This window comes from Saccharophagus degradans 2-40 (assembly GCF_000013665.1).
Lineage (GTDB): Bacteria > Pseudomonadota > Gammaproteobacteria > Pseudomonadales > Cellvibrionaceae > Saccharophagus > Saccharophagus degradans.
Genome location: NC_007912.1, coordinates 4,319,032 through 4,338,964, shown reverse-complemented (window position 1 = coordinate 4,338,964; position 19,933 = coordinate 4,319,032). Strand labels below are relative to the sequence as shown.

Below are 19,933 nucleotides of genomic sequence, written 5' to 3'. Positions count from 1 at the left end.
ATTATGAATGTGTTGAAGTTAAAGGGTAGTTACATTCCGTTTATATTGGTGGCGTTGTCTATTTGGGGGGCATCTGCCTCTACTCATGCTAATCAAGTAAATGGGGTGGCGGCTTACCATGCATTGAGTGTTGAGCAATTTTTGGCTGTGTTGTATACGAGCTCGCCCACCATTGAAGCCGCGCCGTTACTCGAGAAAGACACGCCTGCTCGAATGGAGATTCGCGTTACTACAAAGCGATTATCGCAGCGCAGATTTGTCACTATGTGGCTAGAGAGCATGACGGTAAGCAATACATCTGACGTGGTAGAAGCACAATTAGAAAGCCTAGCCCAGTTTAATAAAATGTTTAAAGGCCGCTTTATTGATGGCGACCGAATTGTGTTTGATTACCGCCCAGATAGAGGCATGGAAGTAAGCGTTAATGGCGTGGCATTAGGGGTAATTAAATCGGGTGACTTTTTCCGTTTATTGCTCGCATGTTGGGTTGGTGACGTGCCTATTTCATCTAATTTAAAGGCTAGCTTACTCAGCCCTGCAGTTATAGATAAAACCTTGTTGGCACGCTTTAATGCAGTTACGCCAAGTGCCGATCGCCGAGAAGAAATTGTCGCGTGGACAAAAGTACCTGCTAAGCCAGAGCCGGTAGAGCAAGTACAGCCCAAAGCCGAAGTGGTAAAAGCTGCACTGGTTAAAGCCCCTGTGCAAACACCTGTTGTTCCTAAAAAGGCGCCTGCGCCGGTTGAGCGGCCAAAGCCTGTGGCAAAAGTGGCGGACAAACCTGTTGCGTCCCAAATGGTAGAGGCTGTAAAACAAGAGGAGAAAAAGCAGCTAGAGCCGAAGCAAGTTGAGCCAAAAGCTGTAGAACCACCTAAACAAGTTGCAGAGCCGCCCAAACAAGTTGTTGCTGCGTCTAAAGTTGTAGCCCCAGTTACAACTGCAGAGACGGTAGTAGAGTTAGAGTCCGACGATGAAACAATGGAAGGCTTGGATGCGGGCGGTTTATTGGTTAGACAAAAATATTACGATCAACTATCTAAGCACTTGATTCAGCAGCAATCTATTCCACGCCAAGCGTTTCAGCGGCGCTTAGAGGACGAAGTGCGTGTCTATTTAACAATAAACCGCAATGGCACTGTGATGGCGGCTGAGCTAGAAACAGAATCGAAATATAAAATGTTTAATCAGCAAGCGTTAGAGGCAATTGAAAAGGCCGGTGTGTTTCCCGCTATGCCAGAGGAAATTAGTGGCGATACCTTCTCCTTTTCGGTGTTGTTAAATTATCGCTTACCTATTTAATGTAATTTAAATTAATTTATATTTAAAAAAGCCGCGTTCTAATCGCGGCTTTTTTGTGCCTGCTTTTTATGTTCTAACTCAATACCTGTTACTACCCAGTCATCGCTGCAATAATACGCAAGCTTAAAAACTGCGCCTTTGGGTACTGCAGTATGTAAGTGCTCTGTTAATTCAAAGCATAGGCTGCCTGAATTACTGTCTCCGCTTTGCAGGCACAATCGTGCCGCCTTAAACCCAAAAAACTTCCCAACCTGCGGGTGCAGCGCTTTATAGAGCGCCTCCTTGGCAGAAAACACAACTGTTAACGCTTGCTCGAAAGACCAATCAATGTGGTTAAGTAAGTGTTGTTCTTCTGGTAGCCAAACTTCTTTACTTATTGATGCTGCGGTTTTGGCTGGTGTCCAATGCTCTATATCAATACCAATGCCCGCAATTTTTGTTTGCCTTTGTACGGCGCAGGCAGCGATACCCTTCGAGTGGCTAATGGAGCCAACAATACCTTGTGGCCAAATTGGGGCGCGTGTTTTTTCGTCGCGCTCTACTTGCGCGCCAATATTAAGCCTTTGTAATAAGGTTTTTGCTAAATGCCGGCCGGCTACATATTCCGCTAAACGTTTATCTACCGCTTTTTCTAACAAGTATTGCGGCACATCTATTTGATATTGCTTGGGGGTGTTTGCATCCCAGTGTTGTGGGTAAAAGTGGCAGAGCAAAAGTTCGCATTGGCCAAGCAGCGGGACAGAAAATGAGGTATCAATCAGTTGCATGGTGTTCCAGTTAAAGTAACTTTTATCAAATTTTGGCGTTAAAAATTAATTGTGGTTTTCAAGTCGCAGGGTCTCATACAACTTTGACGATTTAGCATAACCAATAGCACTGCCTAGAATCTGCAAATGAGTATAATTCTTAATAAGAATCATTATCACTTGAGGCGGTGAACGCAGAGCTGGCATTAAAGCCATTTTCGCGGCTCGCTGCAATTGCAAACAGCCTGTGAACGACAGGTTGCTTCGTATCAAAATTACCTGGAGCCGAAAATGGACACTACGCAAAATGTTGCACAGCGCTATGATGACCTGCTCGACCTTTATTCACAGTACAGCAGCCTCTATTTTTCGTCACCTTCGCACAGCCTGTTAGCCAAGCCACCGTTTGCTCAATTGGTTTCTGAACGCGTTGGTGATATTGCCCAGCGCGCACAAGAATCACTTAGCATTGCTAAGCAGTTGGGGTTTGCCGACCCAATAATAATGGGCGCAATAGGTTTCGATGGCGAAGACGCAAGCGCATTGCGGGTTTGTAACAATGTAATTCGCCAAACAAAAATGCCTTTTGCTAGTGGTGATGCTAGTGGCGGCATTGCGTTTAACCCAAGCCAAGCCGGTGCTCACCGTATAACGCCAGTGCCCAGTGGGCAAGTATTTAAAAATAGTGTGAACGAAGCGCTTACTCTTTTTGAGCAAACACCGCTGCAAAAAGTGGTGTTGTCGCGCGCGCTGGATGTGCAATTTGAGTCTGCACCAAATATTCCGCTTGCACTTAAATCGCTGGCTGTAAAAAACCCATTGGGCTATACATTTGCGGTGCCGTTAAATGCGGCTGCGCCAGCAACAGTAGTGGGCAACCGCGTATTAATTGGTGCAAGCCCAGAATTACTTTTATCTAAGTCGGGTAAAGATATTCATATTCATCCGCTAGCGGGTTCAATAGCTCGCAGCGAAAACCCCAGCGAAGATGCTCAAAAAGCAGATGGGTTACTGCAGTCGGCGAAGGACTTATACGAGCATCGAGTTGTTGTAGATGCGATAGAAAAATCCCTGCGTCCATTTTGTAAAAGCTTGCGCGTACCGCGTACGCCTTCGCTTATGTCTACCGCCACCATGTGGCACCTTGGTACTCATATTACAGCCGAGCTTAATGATGAAACGCTCTCGTCGCTCGCACTGGCGCTCGCCTTACACCCTACGCCGGCGGTGGGTGGTTACCCAGTGGCAGACGCTAAGCAAGCGATAAAAAAATTAGAGCAGTACCCGCGAGATTTTTTTACCGGTATTGTTGGTTGGTGTAATGCGCAGGGCGATGGCGAATGGGCAATTACCATACGTTGTGCCGAAGTATTTAATCATCGTGTGCGTGTGTATGCCGGTGCGGGTGTGGTTGCAGGTTCATGCGCAGAAAAAGAATATGCAGAGACCGCCGCTAAATTTAACACGGTACTTAATGCGTTTGGGGTCAAGCCTGTTAAAGAGCGGGTGCCTAAGCAAACCAAAAGCAAGGTAAGCGAGGAGGAAGTGCATGTGTAAGCAAGCCGTTTCTTCTTCCAGTAATTTATTTACGCCGTGGCCAGAAGCCGAAGCAAACCGCTATCGCACTTTAGGCCTATGGCTTAATAAAAATATGTTTCACATTCTAAGCGACAGTCGCGTAGCAGATAAGCTTGCAGTCATTGACGATAACAAACAGCTTACCTACGGCCAATTAAAAACTAATAGTTTGGCGTTGGCCCAAGGCCTGTATCAGTTGGGTATTCGCACGGGCGATAACGTTGTATTGCAATTCCCCAACCGAATTGAATTTGTAGAAACACTGTTTGCTTTATTTGCGCTAGGAGCCGTGCCCGTAATGGCATTGCCGGCGCATAGAGAGCAAGAGCTGAAACATTTTTGTACCGAGTCGCAAGCGGTTGCTTATATTTGCGCCGATCATGCAGGCGGATTTGATTACCGTGCGCTGGCACGCAACGTGTGTGCATTAACGCAACTCAAGCATGTGTTTGTAGCCGGCGATGGGCAAGAGTTTTATTCACTAGACGATGTAAAACGCGCTGGTGAACTGGGTGCTAAAAGTAAGGCTTCGTTGCCGGTAGTGGATAACGGCCAAAGCTTAGCGTTACTACAGCTTTCTGGTGGTACCACCAATTTGCCTAAATTAATTCCGCGTACACACGACGACTATTTTTATAGCGTGCGCGAAAGCGCTGCAGTTACAGGTTTAACCAACGAATCTGTTTACCTGTGCGTGCTGCCGGCAGCGCATAACTTTACTTTAAGTTCTGCTGGCGTATTGGGTGCGCTATATGCCGGCGCAACGGTCATTTTAAGTGAGCAAGTGGCGCCAGATAGGGTGCTGCCTATTATCGCCAAACAGCGTGTTACTACCGTGGCGCTGGTGCCGCCTTTGGCTAATGCTTGGCTGCAGTTTGCACAAAAAAATAGAGTGGATACCAATAGTTTGCAAGTGGTGCAAGTTGGCGGCGCAAAATTAACCAGTGTGCTGGCTAAGCAAATAGTGGCCATTTTTAACTGCAAGCTACAGCAAGTTTTTGGTATGGCCGAAGGTTTAGTTAATTACACCCGTTTACACGATGGCCCAGACAAAACCCTGTTTACCCAAGGGTGCCCGCTTTCGAGTGAAGACGAAATAAAAGTTGTTGCTAACGACGATACGCCAGTGGTTAATGGCGAGGTAGGGCATTTGCTCACCCGCGGGCCTTACACCATTCGCGGCTACTACAACGCGTCCGAGCACAATGCTACGGCTTTTACTCCCGATGGTTTTTACCGCACAGGCGACCTAGTGCGGTTAACCGAAGAGGGTTACGTCGTTGTAGAGGGTAGGGCAAAAGACCAAATAAATCGCGGCGGTGAAAAAATATCTGCAGCCGAGCTTGAGGAGTTGCTCGTGGGGCATCCGGGCATATCAGATGCTGCCGTGGTAGCGATGAAAGATTCCGTACTGGGTGAAAAGACCTGTGCATTTGTAATTAAGAATAAGCAGCAGGCATACCCACAAGGTGTTAATGCAATTTCTAATCAACAAGCAATAACGCTACCGGCGCTGCGGCGCTATCTGCGAGAAATTGGTGTTGCTGAATATAAGCTACCCGACAGGGTGGTGTGTGTAGAAGTATTTCCAACCACCAAGTTCGGCAAGGTTAGTAAAAAAGCCTTGCGCGAAACGCTGGAAAATATTCAGCAGCTAGCTTGATATCTCGTATTGTCGTTTATCTTAAAAAACAATTAGCAGAGGCGATTATGGCAATCCCTAAAATAAATAATTATTCATTAACAGGTCAAGTGAAAGCGACCAATGAGGAATATGGCAATCGCGTGAGTTGGCCGCTAGATGCAAATAAAGCGGTATTGCTTGTACACGATATGCAAAAATATTTTGTGGAATTTTACGATCAGCAAGGCGAGCCGATGCGGTCACTTGTGCAAAATATCCAAACTATCGTCGCGCAGTGTAAAGCTGCAGGTATTCCCATTGTGTACACGGCTCAGCCACCCCATCAAGCCCCAGAAGAGCGTGCGCTACTTACCGATTTTTGGGGAGCGGGGCTAACCTCTGAAAATAATCAGCACGCTATTGTTGAGTCGCTAAAGCCCGCTGCTGACGATTTGGTATTTACTAAGTGGCGTTACAGCGCTTTTCAGCGTACGCCACTGCATGAATACATGGCAGAAAATAATAAAGATCAGCTGTGGATTGTTGGGGTATATGCGCACATAGGCATTCTGTCTACCGCGTTAGAAGCCTTTATGACCGATATCAAAGCGTTTGTGGTGGCCGATGCCGTTGCAGATTTTTCTTCTACGGAGCACAGCATGGCGCTGCATTATATTAGTCGCCGTTGCGGCAGAGTGGTTGCACTGCAGGATATTCATGTTGCTACCGAAGAGAATAAAGCTGCGTTAGCATCGAAAGGCGCGAATACCCCGCAAACGGGAAGTGAAATTTTAAATAATATTGCTGTGTCTGTTAGCACCGCACTTGGTATGGCTGTAGAAGAGTTAGATCAAGACGAGAATCTATTTGAAATGGGGCTGGACTCCATTCGGCTAATGGCCATAGTAGATGTGTTACGAGAAAATAATATAGAAATTGGCTTTGCCGAACTTGCCGAGCAGCCCACGCTAAAAGCTTGGGCTGCAATGTTGGGTGCTCTACCCGTAATTAGCGCGCAAGAAAATAGGCTAGTAACCAATGAGTAACGCCACTGTAGAATCTTCTGGTTTGCTCGCGAGCGCATCCGCACAACAAAGCTTAACACCTGCACAATTAGGTATTTGGTTGGGGCAGCAACGTTTAGGGCGCAGCGGGCTTTACAATGCTGCAGAAGTGTTGTGGTTTGAAGGTGAGCTTAATATTAATTTGTTTAGCCGCGCTATTAGCTACGTATTTGGTCAAGCAGAAGGTTTGCATCAGCGTTTTGTTTTAATGGGCGAGCGGGCTGTACAAGAGGGGCATTATTCTCCCGAGCATTGTCGTGCGGAAGTAGTCGATTTAAGTAAGCAAGGGTTAAGCCTAACTAAAACACGTGAAATTATGCTAAGTGAAGCGAGGCTAGATCAATCTAAGTGGTTTGATTTGGCCGAGCAGGTGCCGTTTAAAAATGTAGTGTATAAATTATCCAATAAGCACACCGCATGGTATATGCGAATTCATCATATTGCCTGCGACGGCTATGGCTTTGCACTGTTAAGCCAAAAGGTGGTTGATGTATATAACGCTTGGCATCAGCAGGCAAAACCTACCGCCAATACGAATGGTGCCAAACAAGTCGCCGGTAGTCATAAGTTGTTTGGTGATTATTCCAAGGTGGTGAACGAAGAGCTCGGTTATGTAAAGTCTGATAGGCACGTTCAAGCAGAAAAATTCTGGCAAGACTACTTAGAAAACGTACCTACACCAATTAGCCTAGCCGAACGCGACGCGCCCTACGATTGTTTGCCAACCAAAGCAGAAGCAGTTATTCAACGCGAAGCATTTAATCAATTAAAAAAGCTTGCTTTGCAGCTCGGTACAACCTGGCCAGAAATAATTTACGCACTGGTTGCAGCGCAACTATTTAGAAAAACGGGTGCCACCGAAATAGTACTTGGCTTACCCGTAATGAATCGCTTGGGTCGAGCAAGTATTAATGTACCGGCGATGGTAATGAATATAATCCCTTTGCGCATAAGTATCGCGCGAGGCGGTAGCCTAAAAAAAATAATTACAACTGTGCAGGCACAAATTAAACAGACTCGGCCCCATCAACAATACAGATACGAAGATATTCGTGCGCGCAGGCAGGCGAATAATTTAATTGGCCGAGTGTATAGCGCTGTTGTTAATGTTATGCCTTTTGATAGGCCACTAACAATGCTTAATTGCTCTGTTACTACGCAAACGCTAGCGGCTGGCCCCGTAGAAGATTTAGCCTTCTCTGCAGTGGCATTAAGTGATGGCGGCTTGCGGTTGGCGGTTGAAGGCAACGCCCATTTATATTCAGAGCCTGCGCTGCAGGCGCTACTTTCTGAGTTGAGTAAAACGTTTTGCGAGCTGTGCGAAGATGTTGCAAATCAAACTAGTGAGCAATACTTACTGGCCGAGCAAGTAATAGATATAAACAACTTGTCGTTAATTAGAGGTGATGCGCTTCCTTTCGTACCTAGCTCTGTATTGCACCTATTCTTACAACAGGTTGAAGCCAATCCAAACCACGCCGCACTTGTATGTGGGGCTGTGGAACTAAGCTACCAACAGCTGGCCAATAAAATAGCGGTAGCAGCGTTCGGCTTGGTTAATTTAGGTGTAAATGAAGGGGCTGTAGTTGCGATTGAATTGCCGCGAGGTATTGAAGCGATAATAACGTCGTTTGCTTGCTTAATACTTAACGCTTGTTATGTGTTTGTTGATCCTAGCGGCCCGCAGGCGAGAAATTCGCGCATAGTGTCGGATGCCACCCCAAGTTTAATTGTGTGTGACGATGCACAAGTAGAAATTGTAGACGTTAAAGCTAATTCAGATAAAATCGGAAATACTGCAACACGTTATGGTATGCGCGCGGCTTGTTACACGAGTTTATTGCAACATAACCAACCTGCACCCGACTATATAAACACACTATGCTCGCAAGTGGACGCCGATGCCAGTGCCTATATGGTTTACACATCGGGTTCTACCGGTAACCCCAAAGGGGTGATTATTTCTAATCGCGCATTGGCCGAATATGTTTGTTCTGCAATTTCTCGCTACAACATCACTTCGGCAGATAGGGTATTGCACTTTGCACCCTTACACTTTGATGCCAGTGTAGAAGAGATATTTTGCAGCCTTTGTGCCGGTGCATCATTAATTATTCGTAGTGAAGATATGGCGCAAAGTTTTGAAATATTTGAGCGCGAGTGTAACCAAAAAAAATAAGTTTTTTAGATTTACCTACAGCTTTTTGGCACGAGTGGGTGAGCTATCGCGAAAATCAAAATTCAGTTTATTCTGCTTCAGAGCTACCACAAGCAATTCGCACTGTAATTATAGGTGGTGAAGCGGTGCAGCCTGCAAAGTTGGCCCTGTGGCATAAAACTAAAGGCCAAAGCCGTGCCGTGTTATTGAATACCTACGGCCCAAGTGAAGCTACGGTAGTAGCAACCGTGGCAGCACTAAATACCAATGACGTACATATAGGTACGCCATTGGCGGGGCGTGCAGTTGCTGTAGTAAATGGTGAAGGCCGCTGTGTAGTGCGCGGCGGCGAAGGTGAGTTGTGGTTGCTGGGCGCTGGCCTTGGGCTGGGGTACAAAAATTTACCCGAGCTAAGCTTAGAGAAATTTATATCGGCTACTCATTTGCAAGGTTTATTGCGAGAACCTCTTCCAGCGTATCGCACTGGCGATAAAGTAAAAATAAACAGCGATGGTCAAATTGAATTTATTGGGCGCTTAGACGACACCGTAAAAATTAGCGGTCAACTCGTAAACCCTCTGGAATTAGAAAACGTACTGTTAAATCACCCTGCAATAAATCAAGTTGCTGTGGCTGTGGATAAATCTGAGCTGCGAGTGACTTTATATGCATTTGTAGTGTTGGGTGAAAATGCAATAGAACATTTAGCCCACAAGCAATTGCGCGATTATATTCGCGATAACCTGCCCGCTGTAATGATGCCAAGTAGAATTGAGCTGTGCGAGAGCTTGCCCAAAACAACGGCAGGGAAAATTGATAGAAAACGCTTATTGGCGACCGCCAGCGCTGCGCCAAAGCAACAAAGTGACATGCAAAGCGATGCGTGCCTAAGTGAGACGAGCTTAAATAGCTATCAGCGCTTAAATAGGTATCAACTAGCGGTGCTAAGCGTCTGGCGTAACGTATTGGGTCGGTCTGATATTGCGCTGCACGACGATTTCTTTGAGCTTGGCGGCCAATCTTTGCAAGTGTTGCAAATCGCCAATCGTTTGACCAAACAGTTAAGCGGTGTGATTACATCACCTTTACCGGCAGATATGTTGTTTAGGCATTCCGTGGCGAATGAGTTGGCAAATGCGATTGCACAGTTAGACGCTAGCGATACGGCGATTAACGCTAAGCCTGTTGGTAACGAAATGCCCCAAGATGTGCGTGAAGATATTGCGTTAAGCGATGCCCATTTAAGTGAAATTAACCGCGCGATAGCGACTATTACAAATTCTAACACTAGTAGCAATAAAAATATTTTTCTTACCGGCGCTACAGGCTTCGTCGGTGCGCAATTGTTAAATACGCTACTGGCTGAAAGTGATGGCAAAATATTTTGTTTGTTAAGAGCCGATTCACAAGAGCAAGCCCAGCGTAAGCTTGTTGATGCAATGCTAAAACAAGATTGTTGGCGCAGCGATTATGCTTCGCGTGTTATTCCAGTGTTAGGTGACTTAGAAAAAACAGATTTTGGTTTGCCTCAATCAGTACTGCGTGAGATAACACAATCGGTTAGCTGTGTTATACATAATGCTGCCAACACCAGTGTTGTGCGCGATTACAACGCAATGCGTAAAGCGAATACGCTAAGTACTAAGCAGGCATTATTATTAGCGGTACGGGCTAAAGCGAGTTTTCATTTGGTATCCACTGTCGCCGTACTCGATTTTTCATCACCAAATAAAACAGCCGACGAGCAACAAGAAGAGGCCGTTGCTTGGCATCAAGGGTTGCGCGACGGTTACCAGCAAAGTAAATGGGCGGCAGAGGCTATTGTGACGCATGCGCAACAAATCGGCTACCCGGCAGCAATTTATCGGTTGGGGCGAGTGGTTGGTGAACCGCGCACAGGCTATGTAAATGCAAACGATTTGGCATGGTTAATTATTGCGGCTAGCGTGCGCTTAGGTGCCTTTCCAATTTTAGACGTAAGCGAACCTTGGACAAGCGTAGATAATGTAGCACGGGTAATCGCCCGTGCCAGTTTACAGCGCAAGCCAATTGAGCCAATCGTGCACATTACACCAAACAACCCGCAATCTTTCGCACAATTATTTAAGCGACTAAAGGACTTTGGCTATTTGTTGCCTAGCGTAACCATGCCTGAGTGGCTAAGTAGGCTGGCTGAAAGTAAGCACCCAGCGGATAACGCATTGCTGGCCTTTTTTACTATGCAGCAGCCGTCGGCCGTAAAAGGCGGCGCAAGCGGTATAACAAATAGAAATTGTAAAAACTTAGTATCGCAATTGAGCTTAGATGAATCACTGTTAAGTAACGAAAAAGTGGATAGTAACTTTGCGAAGTATATTTCCTTTGCACAAAGTACTGGCATTATCTCCAAGCCAACAGCAGAGCGCGTACGCGTTTCTACAGTAGCACCCTCTGTAACCGTGCATATTGAAAACACAGCAGTCGATGACGGAGCCAGCTATGGAGTCTAATTCGAGGCTAATACCCCCAAAAAAGCCAAGACGATTGCCACCAATAATGCTAACACTAGTAAACAGAGTTCAACTTTCTGAGGCATTGGTGCGTTTAACCTTTACGGGGGATGATTTAACGCGTTTTAAAGGCGTACATAAAGGCGCACACATTAAATTATTTTTCGCGCTAGCCCATCAAACTAAACCGGTGCTGCCCACGCTAGGCGTTAATGGCCCAGAGTGGCCACCGCAAAACGAAAAGCCCATTGTGCGTACCTACAGTTTGCGCGCGTATCGCGAAGAAAAAAATGAAATCGATATTGAATTTGTTGTGCATGGTGAGGGCTGTGAAGCGAGCGCACATAGTGTGGCCTCTTTCTGGGCGCAAACAGCAAAAATAGGTGCACATATAGGCCTCGCTGGGCCGGGTGGCCCAGTCCCGTTAATACAAGCTGCACCTTGGCATATATTGGCTGGTGACTTAACGGCGCTGCCCGCCATAGCCGGTATTTTAGAAGAGCTGCCCGTTACGGCTAAAGGGTTAGCTTTTATAGAGGTACCGAATTCAAACTTTGAAATAGAACTTAAGTCGCTGCCTAATATGTTTATAAATTGGGTGCACTCAGAGCATCAAGTTAATGGCGAGGGTGGCGGCTTACCCTTGGTTAGTGCGGTTGAAAAGGTATTAAAAGGTGCAGCGCTTTGGTTTGGCTCGGCGGCGCCTTCGGCTTTTATTGCTGGCGAAAATGCTAGCACCGTAGCGTTGCGAGATGTATTGCGAGAGCGGCTTGGGCTAACCAAAAAAAATTGTTATGCCGTACCCTATTGGCGAAGAGGGCAGAACGAAGAAGCATACCATCAACAGCGTCATGCAATTATGGATCAGGTGTACTAGTTAATGAGCAGCAACTATCGTTACAGAAATTGTTTTTTACTATTAACCAGTACGCTTACGGTAATGGCCGGTGCAACTATCGCCCCAGCGTTGCCGGGTATGTTAAGCGCATTTAGCGGTTACCCCAATGCCGAGTGGTTGGTGAAGTCATTGGTCACCTTGCCGGCGCTTGTTATTGTGTTGCTTGCCCCTTTAGTGGGTTGGGTTGTAGATAAATCCCATAAAAAATTGGTGCTAATAATATCCGTTGCTATTTATGGCGTGGCAGGTGGCTCGGGTTATTTATTAAATGAAAGCCTGTTAGCCATTTTTATTGGCCGTTTATTGCTTGGTGTTGCTGTAGCGGGGGTAATGGTAAGCTGCGGTGCGCTAATTGCGGATTATTTTAGCGGCCCAGAGCGCGCAAAATATATGGGCTTAATGGCAGCCTTTGGCAGTTTTGGTGGGGTGGTGTTTATGGGGCTTGGCAGTGTGTTGGCCGGTTTTAGTTGGCAACTACCATTTACTATTTATTTTGTGGCGCTGCTGCTGCTGCCTTTTATTTGGTTTTTTATTACCGAGCCGGTTATAGCCCAGCAGCCCGCTACCGAGGCCAAAGAGAGTGGCGCATCCTTGCTGGCTGGTCAACAAGCAGATCTACAATTGCCTCAACAGTCGCCTCGACAATCGCCAACGGCTATTAAAAATAGCGTGCTTACTTTGTGCTGTGCGTTCGCCTGTATCGAAGTGTTCGCACTGTATATGATGCCTATTCACTTTCCCTTTTATTATAGCGATGTGACTAATATTGCTCCAATCGGCGGCTTACCGTTGGCGGGCATGATTATTACTTGGATGCTATTGGTTATGTCTCTGGTGTCGTTTAATTTCGCTAAGTTGCGGCGCGGGTTTAATTATTATCAGCTGCAAATTGCTGGCCTAAGTTTGGTCGCGCTTGGCTATTTGTTTATTGCTTTTAAGCCAGTATTCTCGCTTTGTTTTTTTTCCGCAACTATCGCTGGTGTCGGGTTGGGCATAATGCGCCCCAACGTGGTTATGTGGGTTATGTCTGCTATTCCGCCGGCGCATAGGGGCAAGGCGATGGGGGCGATTACCTCCAGTGTTTTTATAGGTCAATTTATATCGCCGTTGTTAACTCAGCCTATTGTACAAATGTGGGGCTACAGTGCGGTGTATGTATCGGTGGCGCTGTTGTTGTTCAGCATTGCTTTGGTTGTAGCAATTGGCACTGCGTTGGTTAGCAGGTATACCGCTAAGGTGGGCGTATAGTGACAGTGGATTTTGTTAATAAAATTGCGCTGGTTACCGGCGCTAAACAAGGTATTGGCCGAGCGGTAGCCGATAGGCTAATGGCACTGGGTGCACAAGTAATAGAGTGGGATATCAACTGGCCACAACTTACAGAAAATCGGCAAGAGGTAGATATTGCCGACGAGAAACACGTGGCTTCGTCGGTTTGCCCTATTGTAAATCGCTTTGGCAAAATTGATTATTTAGTCAATGCTGCAGGCGTATTGCACACAGGCAGTTTATTAGAAATGCCATTCGAAAAATGGCAACACACTTTTAATGTCAATACATTTGGTACCATGCACGTGTGCCGCTACGTTGGACGAGCGATGCGCATGAGCGGTGGTGGTAGTATTGTGGCTGTTTGTTCTAATGCGGCTAAAACACCGCGCATTGATATGGGCGCCTATGCCGCTTCTAAAGCCGCTACAACGCAATTTATTAAATGCTTAGGCTTGGAGTTGGCCGAGTTTGGTATACGCTGTAACATCGTTGCACCAGGCTCTACAGATACACCAATGCAGCGTGCGCTGTGGCAAGATGAAAGTGGCGAGAGCAATACGATTAAGGGCAACCAGCAAACCTTTCGCACAGGCATTCCTCTAAGACGCATAGCTCAGCCAGAGGACATCGCGAATACCATTGTGTATTTACTTTCAGATAACGCGCGACATATCACCATGGAAACCATTACCGTTGACGGCGGTGCGACATTTGGCGGGTAAAGCAAAGCTTATAGGTCTATATCTATATCGGGTTTATGCACTGCACGGCCAATGCTGCGCAGAGTGAAGGCTAATGCTCGATAGGGTAAGTCGAAAACTATTTCTAGGGCGTCGAACCACGAAGCGTCGTCTGGGTGTTTGCGCGGCCAAATGTAGTGTACTGCCACAAAGCCGAGCAGCGATGCGCCGAGCACGTATACATTAAAGCCATTGACGAACAGGTCGTACACCAAATAGACGCTAATGCTAAATACAAATATTGCAATAATTACTCTTAAGGTATTTATCATAGGGCGCTCAACTGGCGTTATTTAATTTTTTCGGCAATAACTAATGCTTTAATTTTATGGGCTTTCTCAAAGTGGTCAAGTTTGTGGGTAAGTATCCACCAGCTTGCGGCTTCCATTAGCTGCTCGGGGTCATCATTCTTATTGCTGAAAAATGCGTAAAAAGATAGGCCCACATTTTCGCCTTTGGCATCTATTTTTTTGTTGCAAGTGGCTATTATTTTTTCTCTAAGGCTTGGTCGCATTTTCTATCCGTTGAGTTTAAGCATTACCTAGTGGCATATTATTTAGTGTGGCTGTTGGTGTGGCGGTGGATATGATCATTGGTACGTAACGCCATTATATTTAAGCCAGCCGTGCTCATGGTTATTGCGTGGGGCTTTGTGGGTCCAGTGTATTACTCCGCCTTTGGCGTTCCACTCGTATTCGCCATAAAAGGCAATGCGAGTTCCTTCTTGTAGATTAGCTACACGTGGGGCTAGATCTATATTGTGAGCTATTAGTAACGTTTGGCCGGAGTCTAGTTTTACAATAAACTTTTGATGGCGGCTGCCATCTGTATCGTCGGGCAGTATTCTTACAACGGTGCCGGCGCCTTGTATTTGTACATCCGATTGTTGCTGTGAAAATAATATGTGTAAACGCTGGTCATCTGCGAATGCGAGGGTGCCAAAGCTTAGTAGAAAAACTACGGTTAGTATGTAAAGTTTTTTCAAGGTGGCTTGCTCCCGTGTTGGTATGGTTGAGTTTACTGTGATTGAGTAACGCCTGCTGTTTGCAATACCGTTTTGGCTTCTGAGCGTTCAATCATTTTAACTATAGCAGATTGAATAACTTCGTTTTCGCGCACGTCGTCTTTACTGGAAAAGCGCTCCTCCTGTACTGGTGCGCCCTCTTCTAGCGTGAACTTTATCGATACTTCATTTGCGCAGTTGGGGTTAGTGCCAAAATATTCGATGGCGATTTGCGGGTACCCTTGGAACCCCATCTTTACTTTTTTTGCTATACGTTTTTTAGATTTATCTAAATTCATTGCCTTTCCTTCCTTGTTTTTTAATTATAGCTAGCGAGTAAATGCGCTGTTTGGTTGGTGCGAATAGCCGTTACAAAAAACCGGTCATTAAGACCGGTTTTTATGTTGGTGATTAATTGTTTTGCATTGCGCAATACTTAAAATAATACTCGGCAGCGAATTGTGCCAGTCACTTTACGCAATTGCTCAAGTGCCATCTCGCTGTAGGCGCGATCTACATCTAAAATCACATAGCCCAGCTTGTCGTTGGTTTGCAGGTACTGGCCGCAAATGTTGATGTCGCTTTCCGAGAAGATTTTGTTAATCGCGGTAAGTACACCCGGTACGTTTTTGTGTACGTGCAGCAAGCGGTGCACCTTGTCGTGCGAAGGCAAGGCTACTTCTGGGAAGTTTACAGAGGTGATGGTGGTGCCATTGTCGGAGTATTTTACCAGTTTTTCTGCTACTTCAAAGCCAATGTTCTCTTGTGCTTCCATGGTGGAGCCACCAATGTGCGGCGTAAGAATAGCGTTGTCGAACGCGCGCAATGGGCTTTGGAATTCTTCGTTGTTACCTTTTGGTTCAACGGGGAATACGTCAATGGCGCAACCTGCGATGTGGCCGCTCTCCATGGCTGCAGCTAAGGCATCGATATCTACAACGGTACCGCGTGAGGCGTTAAGTAAAATAGCGCCTTTCTTCATGGCGTTAATTTCGCGCTCGCCAATCATGTTTTTAGTGGCGCCGGTTTCGGGTACATGCAAGCTAACAACATCTGATTTGGCCAACAGTTCGTTTAACGATTTGCACTGTACGGCGTTGCCCAATGGCAAACGGTTGATAACATCGTAGAAAAATACGCGCATACCCAAAGATTCGGCCAGTACGCTCATTTGGCTACCAATAGAGCCGTAACCAATAATGCCCAAGGTTTTGCCGCGAATCTCGAAAGAGCCCTCGGCACTTTTTTGCCATTCACCGCGGTGACAGCCAGCATTTTTAGCCGGAATACCGCGCAATAATAAAATTGCTTCAGCAATAACCAGTTCTGCCACGCTGCGGGTGTTGGAGTAGGGGGCGTTAAATACGGCTACGCCGTGCTCGGTGGCGGCTTGTAGGTCTACTTGGTTGGTACCAATACAGAAACAACCTGCAGCAACTAATTTCGGCGCGTTTTCAAATACCTTGCGGGTTAACTGGGTGCGTGAACGCAAGCCAACAAAGTGTGCATCTTTTATTGCTTCTATTAGCTCGTCTTCGTTCAATGCCGCTTTGTGGTACTCAATATTGGTGTAGCCGGCGTTTTTCAAACTGTCTACAGCGGACTGGTGTACGCCTTCCAGCAGTAGAAATTTAATTTTGTCTTTGTTTAGCGAGGTTTTGCTATCGGTCATGATCTTCTCTACTTAGATTTTAAAATAGGGTTACGGCTTGGCGGCAAATCGGGTTTCTACCCCGTTCGTTGTGCCCAAAAGCAATACATCGGCTGGCCTGAGGGCAAATAGCCCATTGGTGACCACACCGGCAATGTTATTTAGTTTAGCTTCAAGTGCTGGTGCGTCGTGGATGGCGAGGTCGTATACATCCAGTATTTGACAACCGTTATCGGTAACGCAATCTTGGCGGTGTACTGGGTTGCCACCCAATTTCACTATTTCTCTAGCAACATGCGCGCGCGCCATTGGAATCACTTCTACAGGTAATGGGAACTTGCCCAATACGTCTACATCTTTGCTGGCATCGGCAATGCAGATAAATTTGTCGGCTACGGCGGTAATAATTTTTTCGCGAGTAAGGGCCGCGCCACCGCCTTTAATAAGGTGCAGTTGGGCGTTGGCCTCGTCGGCACCATCTATATAAAAAGGTAGGCTATCTACGCTGTTTAGGTCGTAAACGGGTATGCCGTGCCCCTTTAATTGCTCGCTGGAAGCCTCTGAGCTAGAAACCGCGCCGTCAAACTTGCCCTTGTGCGCGGCAAGTAAATCGATAAAAAGGCGCGCTGTAGAGCCGGTACCTATGCCCAAAATCATGTCGTCTTCTAGGTGCGGTAAAATATAGTCTAGCGCCGCTTGAGCAACAGCTTGTTTCAATTCGTCTTGAGTCATGGTGAGCCTGTAGCGTGAGATGTGACAACAGCAGGTGCGAGGGACGCCATTTTACGGCAAATTTGCCGCACAAACCACAACCGGTGGTGGCAATCCATGACTATTACGCCGTCATGATTTAGACTTGCGCTCTTGCAACGAATCCACCCGCCATATCATTGAGTAGGCTATGCCCCAGACTTACCTTAAACGCATATTAGATGCGCGAATATACGATCTAGCCATAGAAACCCCACTAGAGTCCGTGCCGCTTATTTCTATTCGCACAGGCAACAACGTGTTGCTTAAACGCGAAGACTTGCAGCCGGTGTTCTCTTTTAAAATTCGCGGTGCCTACAACAAGTTGCGCCTATTAAGCGAAGAGGCCAGAAAGGTCGGTGTAATTGCTGCTTCTGCAGGTAACCATGCACAAGGTTTGGCTTTGGCTGCTAAGCATATGGGGGTTGCGGCCACTATTGTTATGCCGCGCACCACGCCAGCTATTAAGGTAGATGCGGTGCGCCGTCGCGGCGCCAAAGTGGTGCTAATGGGCGACGCCTACGACGAAGCTGCAGCCCATGCTAAAAAACTGGTGGAAGAGAAAGGCCTTACCTATATCCACCCGTTCGATGACCCAGACGTGATCGCGGGCCAAGGCACAGTGGGTATGGAGATATTGCGCCAGCACCCCGGCGATATAGATGTGGTGTTTGTACCTGTTGGCGGCGGCGGCTTATGTGCCGGTGTAGCGGCTTATATCAAGCACGTGCGCCCAGAAACCAAGGTCATAGCGGTGGAGGCAGAAGATTCTGCCTGTTTAAAATTGGCAATGGATAAAAAACGCCGTGCGGTGTTGCCCAGTGTGGGTATTTTTGCCGAGGGCGTGGCTGTGGCGCAAATAGGTAAAGAAACCTACCGCGTAATTAAAGAGTGCATCGACGAAGTTATAACCGTTAACACTGACGAAATGTGCGCGGCAATAAAAGATATATTCGAAGATACCCGCTCTATTGCCGAGCCTGCGGGCGCGCTTTCTCTTGCGGGCTTAAAAAAATATGTTGCGCGTACAGGCTGTGTAGATAAAACGCTAATCGCCATTGATAGCGGCGCCAACACCAACTTTGACCGTTTACGCTATATCTCTGAACGCACTGAGTTTGGCGAAAAACGCGAAGCTATATTCGCCGTTACCCTGCCAGAAAAGCCCGGCGCCTATAAAAAATTCTGTAAAGATTTGGGCAAGCGCAATATTACCGAGTTTAATTATCGCTACGCCGATAATCAGCAGGCACACATTTTTGTGGGCTTGCAAATAACGCCCGATAAAAACGACCGTGAAGACATCGTCAATACGCTTACAAAAGGCGGTTATGATGTAGTGGATATGACCGATAACGAAGTGGCCAAGTTGCACGTTCGCTATATGGTGGGCGGCCATGCAACTGTGCCAGATGAAATTGTGTATCGGTTTGAGTTCCCCGAGCGCCCAGGTGCGCTAATGGAATTCTTAACTAAAATTGCCGGGCGCTGGAATATTTCTATGTTCCATTACCGCAACCACGGTGCGGCGTTTGGCAGAGTGTTGGTGGGCATGCAGGTGCCTAAGGGCGAGCGCAAAGACTTAAAAGATTTGCTCGACGAACTTAATTACACCTATTGGGATGAGACCCAAAACGAAGCCTATTCATTTTTCTTGGGGTAGCACTTCGTTAAAAGCTAGGCCCAATATATTAAAAGGTAATTTATGACTGTTTCACGCGCAAGTATGGCCGAAGACGGCTTTGAGTTTTCTCGTTTAATTGCCGGTTTTTGGCGATTAAAAGATTGGGGTATGAACGACCAAGAGGTGCTGGCGTTTATAGAGCAGTGTTTAGAGTTGGGCATTACCACTATGGATCACGCCATGGTGTATCGCAGTGAAGAGCCCTTTGGCCGAGCGCTGGCATTAAAACCCGAACTGCGCGATCGTATGGAGATAGTTACCAAATGCGGTATCAGGCCGGTAGGGTTTGGCAAGCTTGGCGCTAAGGCGGTAAACCACTACGACAGCAGCCCCAAACATATTGTGGCCAGCGTAGAGCAATCCCTACGTGATTTGAAAACACAATACATTGATTTACTGCTTATCCATCGCCCAGATTACTTGATGGAAATGGAAGAAATAGCCGAAGTGTTCGACCGTCTAGAAAGTAGTGGCAAGGTGCGCAACTTTGGCGTATCCAACTTCACCACCCACCAGTTTGCAGCCTTGCAGCAAGCTTGCGATCACAAGCTTATAACCAACCAAGTAGAGTTTTCGCCCTACAATATGGGCGCGCTAGATTCGGGCGTGTTTGAACAAGCGCAAGCGTACGGCACTGGGCCTATGTTGTGGTCCTGTTTGGCGGCGGGGCAGCTAATGACAGGCGCCGATGAAAAAGCCAAGCGCATTATGGCTGCGGTGAATATTGTTAAAGAAGAGGTTGGTGCCAGCTGTGCCGAGCAAGTTATTTATGCTTGGGTGCTAGGTTTGCCTTGTAATCCGTTCCCGCTATTGGGGTCGAGTAAAATCGAGCGTATTCGCCAAGCTGCAAGTAGCGAGCAATATGCCCTCACCCGCGAGCAGTGGTACCGAATATGGGAAGCCAGCAACGGCGCGGCAGTGCCATAGGTCTATTGGCTTACATGTGTGATTAAACTAGGCCGGTGGCTTTCCCCACC

18 protein-coding genes are annotated in these 19,933 nt (G+C 46.9%); 11 read left to right on the top strand and 7 right to left on the bottom strand.

All coding sequences use genetic code 11. The annotated features are described in order from the left end of the window. Nucleotides 1–3: 3 nt before the first annotated feature. Entirely contained in the window at nucleotides 4–1,299 is a 1,296-nt protein-coding gene (locus SDE_RS17790; protein WP_011469873.1) for a TonB family protein, read from the top strand. 38 nt (nucleotides 1,300–1,337) lie between these two features. On the opposite strand, the gene SDE_RS17785 is transcribed toward SDE_RS17790, so the two are convergent. Then, entirely contained in the window at nucleotides 1,338–2,066 is a 729-nt protein-coding gene (locus SDE_RS17785) for a 4'-phosphopantetheinyl transferase family protein (RefSeq protein WP_011469872.1), read from the bottom strand. Nucleotides 2,067–2,336: 270 nt separating this feature from the next. Here SDE_RS17785 and SDE_RS17780 point away from each other — a divergent pair, with 270 nt between their 5' ends. The 8 genes from SDE_RS17780 to dhbA are packed head-to-tail and all read left to right on the top strand — an operon-like array spanning nucleotide 2,337 to nucleotide 13,850. Beyond that, nucleotides 2,337–3,602, top strand: coding sequence for an isochorismate synthase (locus SDE_RS17780; protein WP_011469871.1), 1,266 nt, complete (start codon nucleotides 2,337–2,339; stop codon nucleotides 3,600–3,602). Continuing rightward, nucleotides 3,595–5,286: a (2,3-dihydroxybenzoyl)adenylate synthase gene (locus SDE_RS17775; RefSeq protein WP_011469870.1), complete on the top strand. Its 1,692-nt coding sequence runs from the start codon at nucleotides 3,595–3,597 to the stop codon at nucleotides 5,284–5,286. Before SDE_RS17780 ends, SDE_RS17775 begins: the two co-directional genes overlap by 8 nt. A 47-nt stretch (nucleotides 5,287–5,333) precedes the next feature. Further along, nucleotides 5,334–6,293 carry an isochorismatase gene (locus SDE_RS17770; RefSeq protein ID WP_011469869.1) on the top strand — a complete coding sequence of 320 codons (960 nt, stop codon included), beginning with the start codon at nucleotides 5,334–5,336 and terminating at the stop codon, nucleotides 6,291–6,293. Then, nucleotides 6,286–8,490 carry a condensation domain-containing protein gene (locus SDE_RS17765; RefSeq protein WP_011469868.1) on the top strand — a complete coding sequence of 735 codons (2,205 nt, stop codon included), beginning with the start codon at nucleotides 6,286–6,288 and terminating at the stop codon, nucleotides 8,488–8,490. The genes SDE_RS17770 and SDE_RS17765 overlap by 8 nt, the downstream gene beginning before the upstream one ends. A gap of 38 nt (nucleotides 8,491–8,528) precedes the next feature. Beyond that, entirely contained in the window at nucleotides 8,529–10,958 is a 2,430-nt protein-coding gene (locus SDE_RS23185; RefSeq protein WP_011469867.1) for a thioester reductase domain-containing protein, read from the top strand. A gap of 46 nt (nucleotides 10,959–11,004) precedes the next feature. Further along, nucleotides 11,005–11,835: a siderophore-interacting protein gene (locus SDE_RS17755; protein ID WP_041324865.1), complete on the top strand. Its 831-nt coding sequence runs from the start codon at nucleotides 11,005–11,007 to the stop codon at nucleotides 11,833–11,835. Between the two features lie 3 nt (nucleotides 11,836–11,838). Next, a complete protein-coding gene (locus SDE_RS21585) occupies nucleotides 11,839–13,104 on the top strand; it encodes an MFS transporter (RefSeq protein WP_011469865.1) in 1,266 nt (421 codons plus the stop codon). Then, nucleotides 13,104–13,850, top strand: a complete 747-nt coding sequence (gene dhbA, locus SDE_RS17745; RefSeq protein ID WP_011469864.1) for a 2,3-dihydro-2,3-dihydroxybenzoate dehydrogenase — start codon at nucleotides 13,104–13,106, stop codon at nucleotides 13,848–13,850. The genes SDE_RS21585 and dhbA overlap by 1 nt, the downstream gene beginning before the upstream one ends. An 8-nt stretch (nucleotides 13,851–13,858) precedes the next feature. On the opposite strand, the gene SDE_RS17740 is transcribed toward dhbA, so the two are convergent. From SDE_RS17740 to rpiA, 6 genes are all read right to left on the bottom strand, one after another. Next, nucleotides 13,859–14,140, bottom strand: coding sequence for a hypothetical protein (locus SDE_RS17740; protein ID WP_011469863.1), 282 nt, complete (start codon nucleotides 14,138–14,140; stop codon nucleotides 13,859–13,861). A 17-nt stretch (nucleotides 14,141–14,157) separates the two neighbouring features. Continuing rightward, nucleotides 14,158–14,382, bottom strand: a complete 225-nt coding sequence (locus tag SDE_RS17735; protein ID WP_011469862.1) for a DUF6500 family protein — start codon at nucleotides 14,380–14,382, stop codon at nucleotides 14,158–14,160. A 75-nt stretch (nucleotides 14,383–14,457) separates the two neighbouring features. Beyond that, nucleotides 14,458–14,853: a DUF3465 domain-containing protein gene (locus SDE_RS17730; RefSeq protein ID WP_011469861.1), complete on the bottom strand. Its 396-nt coding sequence runs from the start codon at nucleotides 14,851–14,853 to the stop codon at nucleotides 14,458–14,460. A 32-nt stretch (nucleotides 14,854–14,885) separates the two neighbouring features. Then, on the bottom strand, nucleotides 14,886–15,170 hold the full coding sequence (locus SDE_RS17725; protein ID WP_011469860.1) for a hypothetical protein: 285 nt from the start codon (nucleotides 15,168–15,170) through the stop codon (nucleotides 14,886–14,888). Between the two features lie 137 nt (nucleotides 15,171–15,307). Continuing rightward, nucleotides 15,308–16,543, bottom strand: a complete 1,236-nt coding sequence (gene serA, locus SDE_RS17720; RefSeq protein WP_011469859.1) for a phosphoglycerate dehydrogenase — start codon at nucleotides 16,541–16,543, stop codon at nucleotides 15,308–15,310. Between the two features lie 30 nt (nucleotides 16,544–16,573). Then, nucleotides 16,574–17,254, bottom strand: coding sequence for a ribose-5-phosphate isomerase RpiA (rpiA, locus tag SDE_RS17715; RefSeq protein WP_011469858.1), 681 nt, complete (start codon nucleotides 17,252–17,254; stop codon nucleotides 16,574–16,576). A gap of 169 nt (nucleotides 17,255–17,423) precedes the next feature. Between rpiA and ilvA the strand changes: the two genes are divergently transcribed. Together ilvA and SDE_RS17705 are read left to right on the top strand one after the other, a co-directional pair. Continuing rightward, nucleotides 17,424–18,935 carry a threonine ammonia-lyase, biosynthetic gene (ilvA, locus tag SDE_RS17710; RefSeq protein WP_011469857.1) on the top strand — a complete coding sequence of 504 codons (1,512 nt, stop codon included), beginning with the start codon at nucleotides 17,424–17,426 and terminating at the stop codon, nucleotides 18,933–18,935. A gap of 42 nt (nucleotides 18,936–18,977) precedes the next feature. Continuing rightward, nucleotides 18,978–19,883 (top strand): aldo/keto reductase, encoded by a 906-nt coding sequence (locus SDE_RS17705; protein ID WP_011469856.1) that lies wholly within the window; start codon nucleotides 18,978–18,980, stop codon nucleotides 19,881–19,883. The last annotated feature ends 50 nt before the right edge of the window (nucleotides 19,884–19,933 follow it).

Excerpts from the sequence above, each read along its gene's own strand:
- SDE_RS17790 (WP_011469873.1), top strand. The coding sequence starts at position 4 with ATGAATGTGTTGAAGTTAAAGGGTAGTTACATTCCGTTTATATTGGTG.
- SDE_RS17785 (WP_011469872.1), bottom strand. The coding sequence starts at position 2,066 with ATGCAACTGATTGATACCTCATTTTCTGTCCCGCTGCTTGGCCAATGC.
- SDE_RS17780 (WP_011469871.1), top strand. The coding sequence starts at position 2,337 with ATGGACACTACGCAAAATGTTGCACAGCGCTATGATGACCTGCTCGAC.
- SDE_RS17775 (WP_011469870.1), top strand. The coding sequence starts at position 3,595 with ATGTGTAAGCAAGCCGTTTCTTCTTCCAGTAATTTATTTACGCCGTGG.
- SDE_RS17770 (WP_011469869.1), top strand. The coding sequence starts at position 5,334 with ATGGCAATCCCTAAAATAAATAATTATTCATTAACAGGTCAAGTGAAA.
- SDE_RS17765 (WP_011469868.1), top strand. The coding sequence starts at position 6,286 with ATGAGTAACGCCACTGTAGAATCTTCTGGTTTGCTCGCGAGCGCATCC.
- SDE_RS17755 (WP_041324865.1), top strand. The coding sequence starts at position 11,005 with ATGCTAACACTAGTAAACAGAGTTCAACTTTCTGAGGCATTGGTGCGT.
- SDE_RS21585 (WP_011469865.1), top strand. The coding sequence starts at position 11,839 with ATGAGCAGCAACTATCGTTACAGAAATTGTTTTTTACTATTAACCAGT.
- SDE_RS17740 (WP_011469863.1), bottom strand. The coding sequence starts at position 14,140 with ATGATAAATACCTTAAGAGTAATTATTGCAATATTTGTATTTAGCATT.
- SDE_RS17735 (WP_011469862.1), bottom strand. The coding sequence starts at position 14,382 with ATGCGACCAAGCCTTAGAGAAAAAATAATAGCCACTTGCAACAAAAAA.
- SDE_RS17725 (WP_011469860.1), bottom strand. The coding sequence starts at position 15,170 with ATGAATTTAGATAAATCTAAAAAACGTATAGCAAAAAAAGTAAAGATG.
- serA (WP_011469859.1), bottom strand. The coding sequence starts at position 16,543 with ATGACCGATAGCAAAACCTCGCTAAACAAAGACAAAATTAAATTTCTA.
- rpiA (WP_011469858.1), bottom strand. The coding sequence starts at position 17,254 with ATGACTCAAGACGAATTGAAACAAGCTGTTGCTCAAGCGGCGCTAGAC.
- ilvA (WP_011469857.1), top strand. The coding sequence starts at position 17,424 with ATGCCCCAGACTTACCTTAAACGCATATTAGATGCGCGAATATACGAT.
- SDE_RS17705 (WP_011469856.1), top strand. The coding sequence starts at position 18,978 with ATGACTGTTTCACGCGCAAGTATGGCCGAAGACGGCTTTGAGTTTTCT.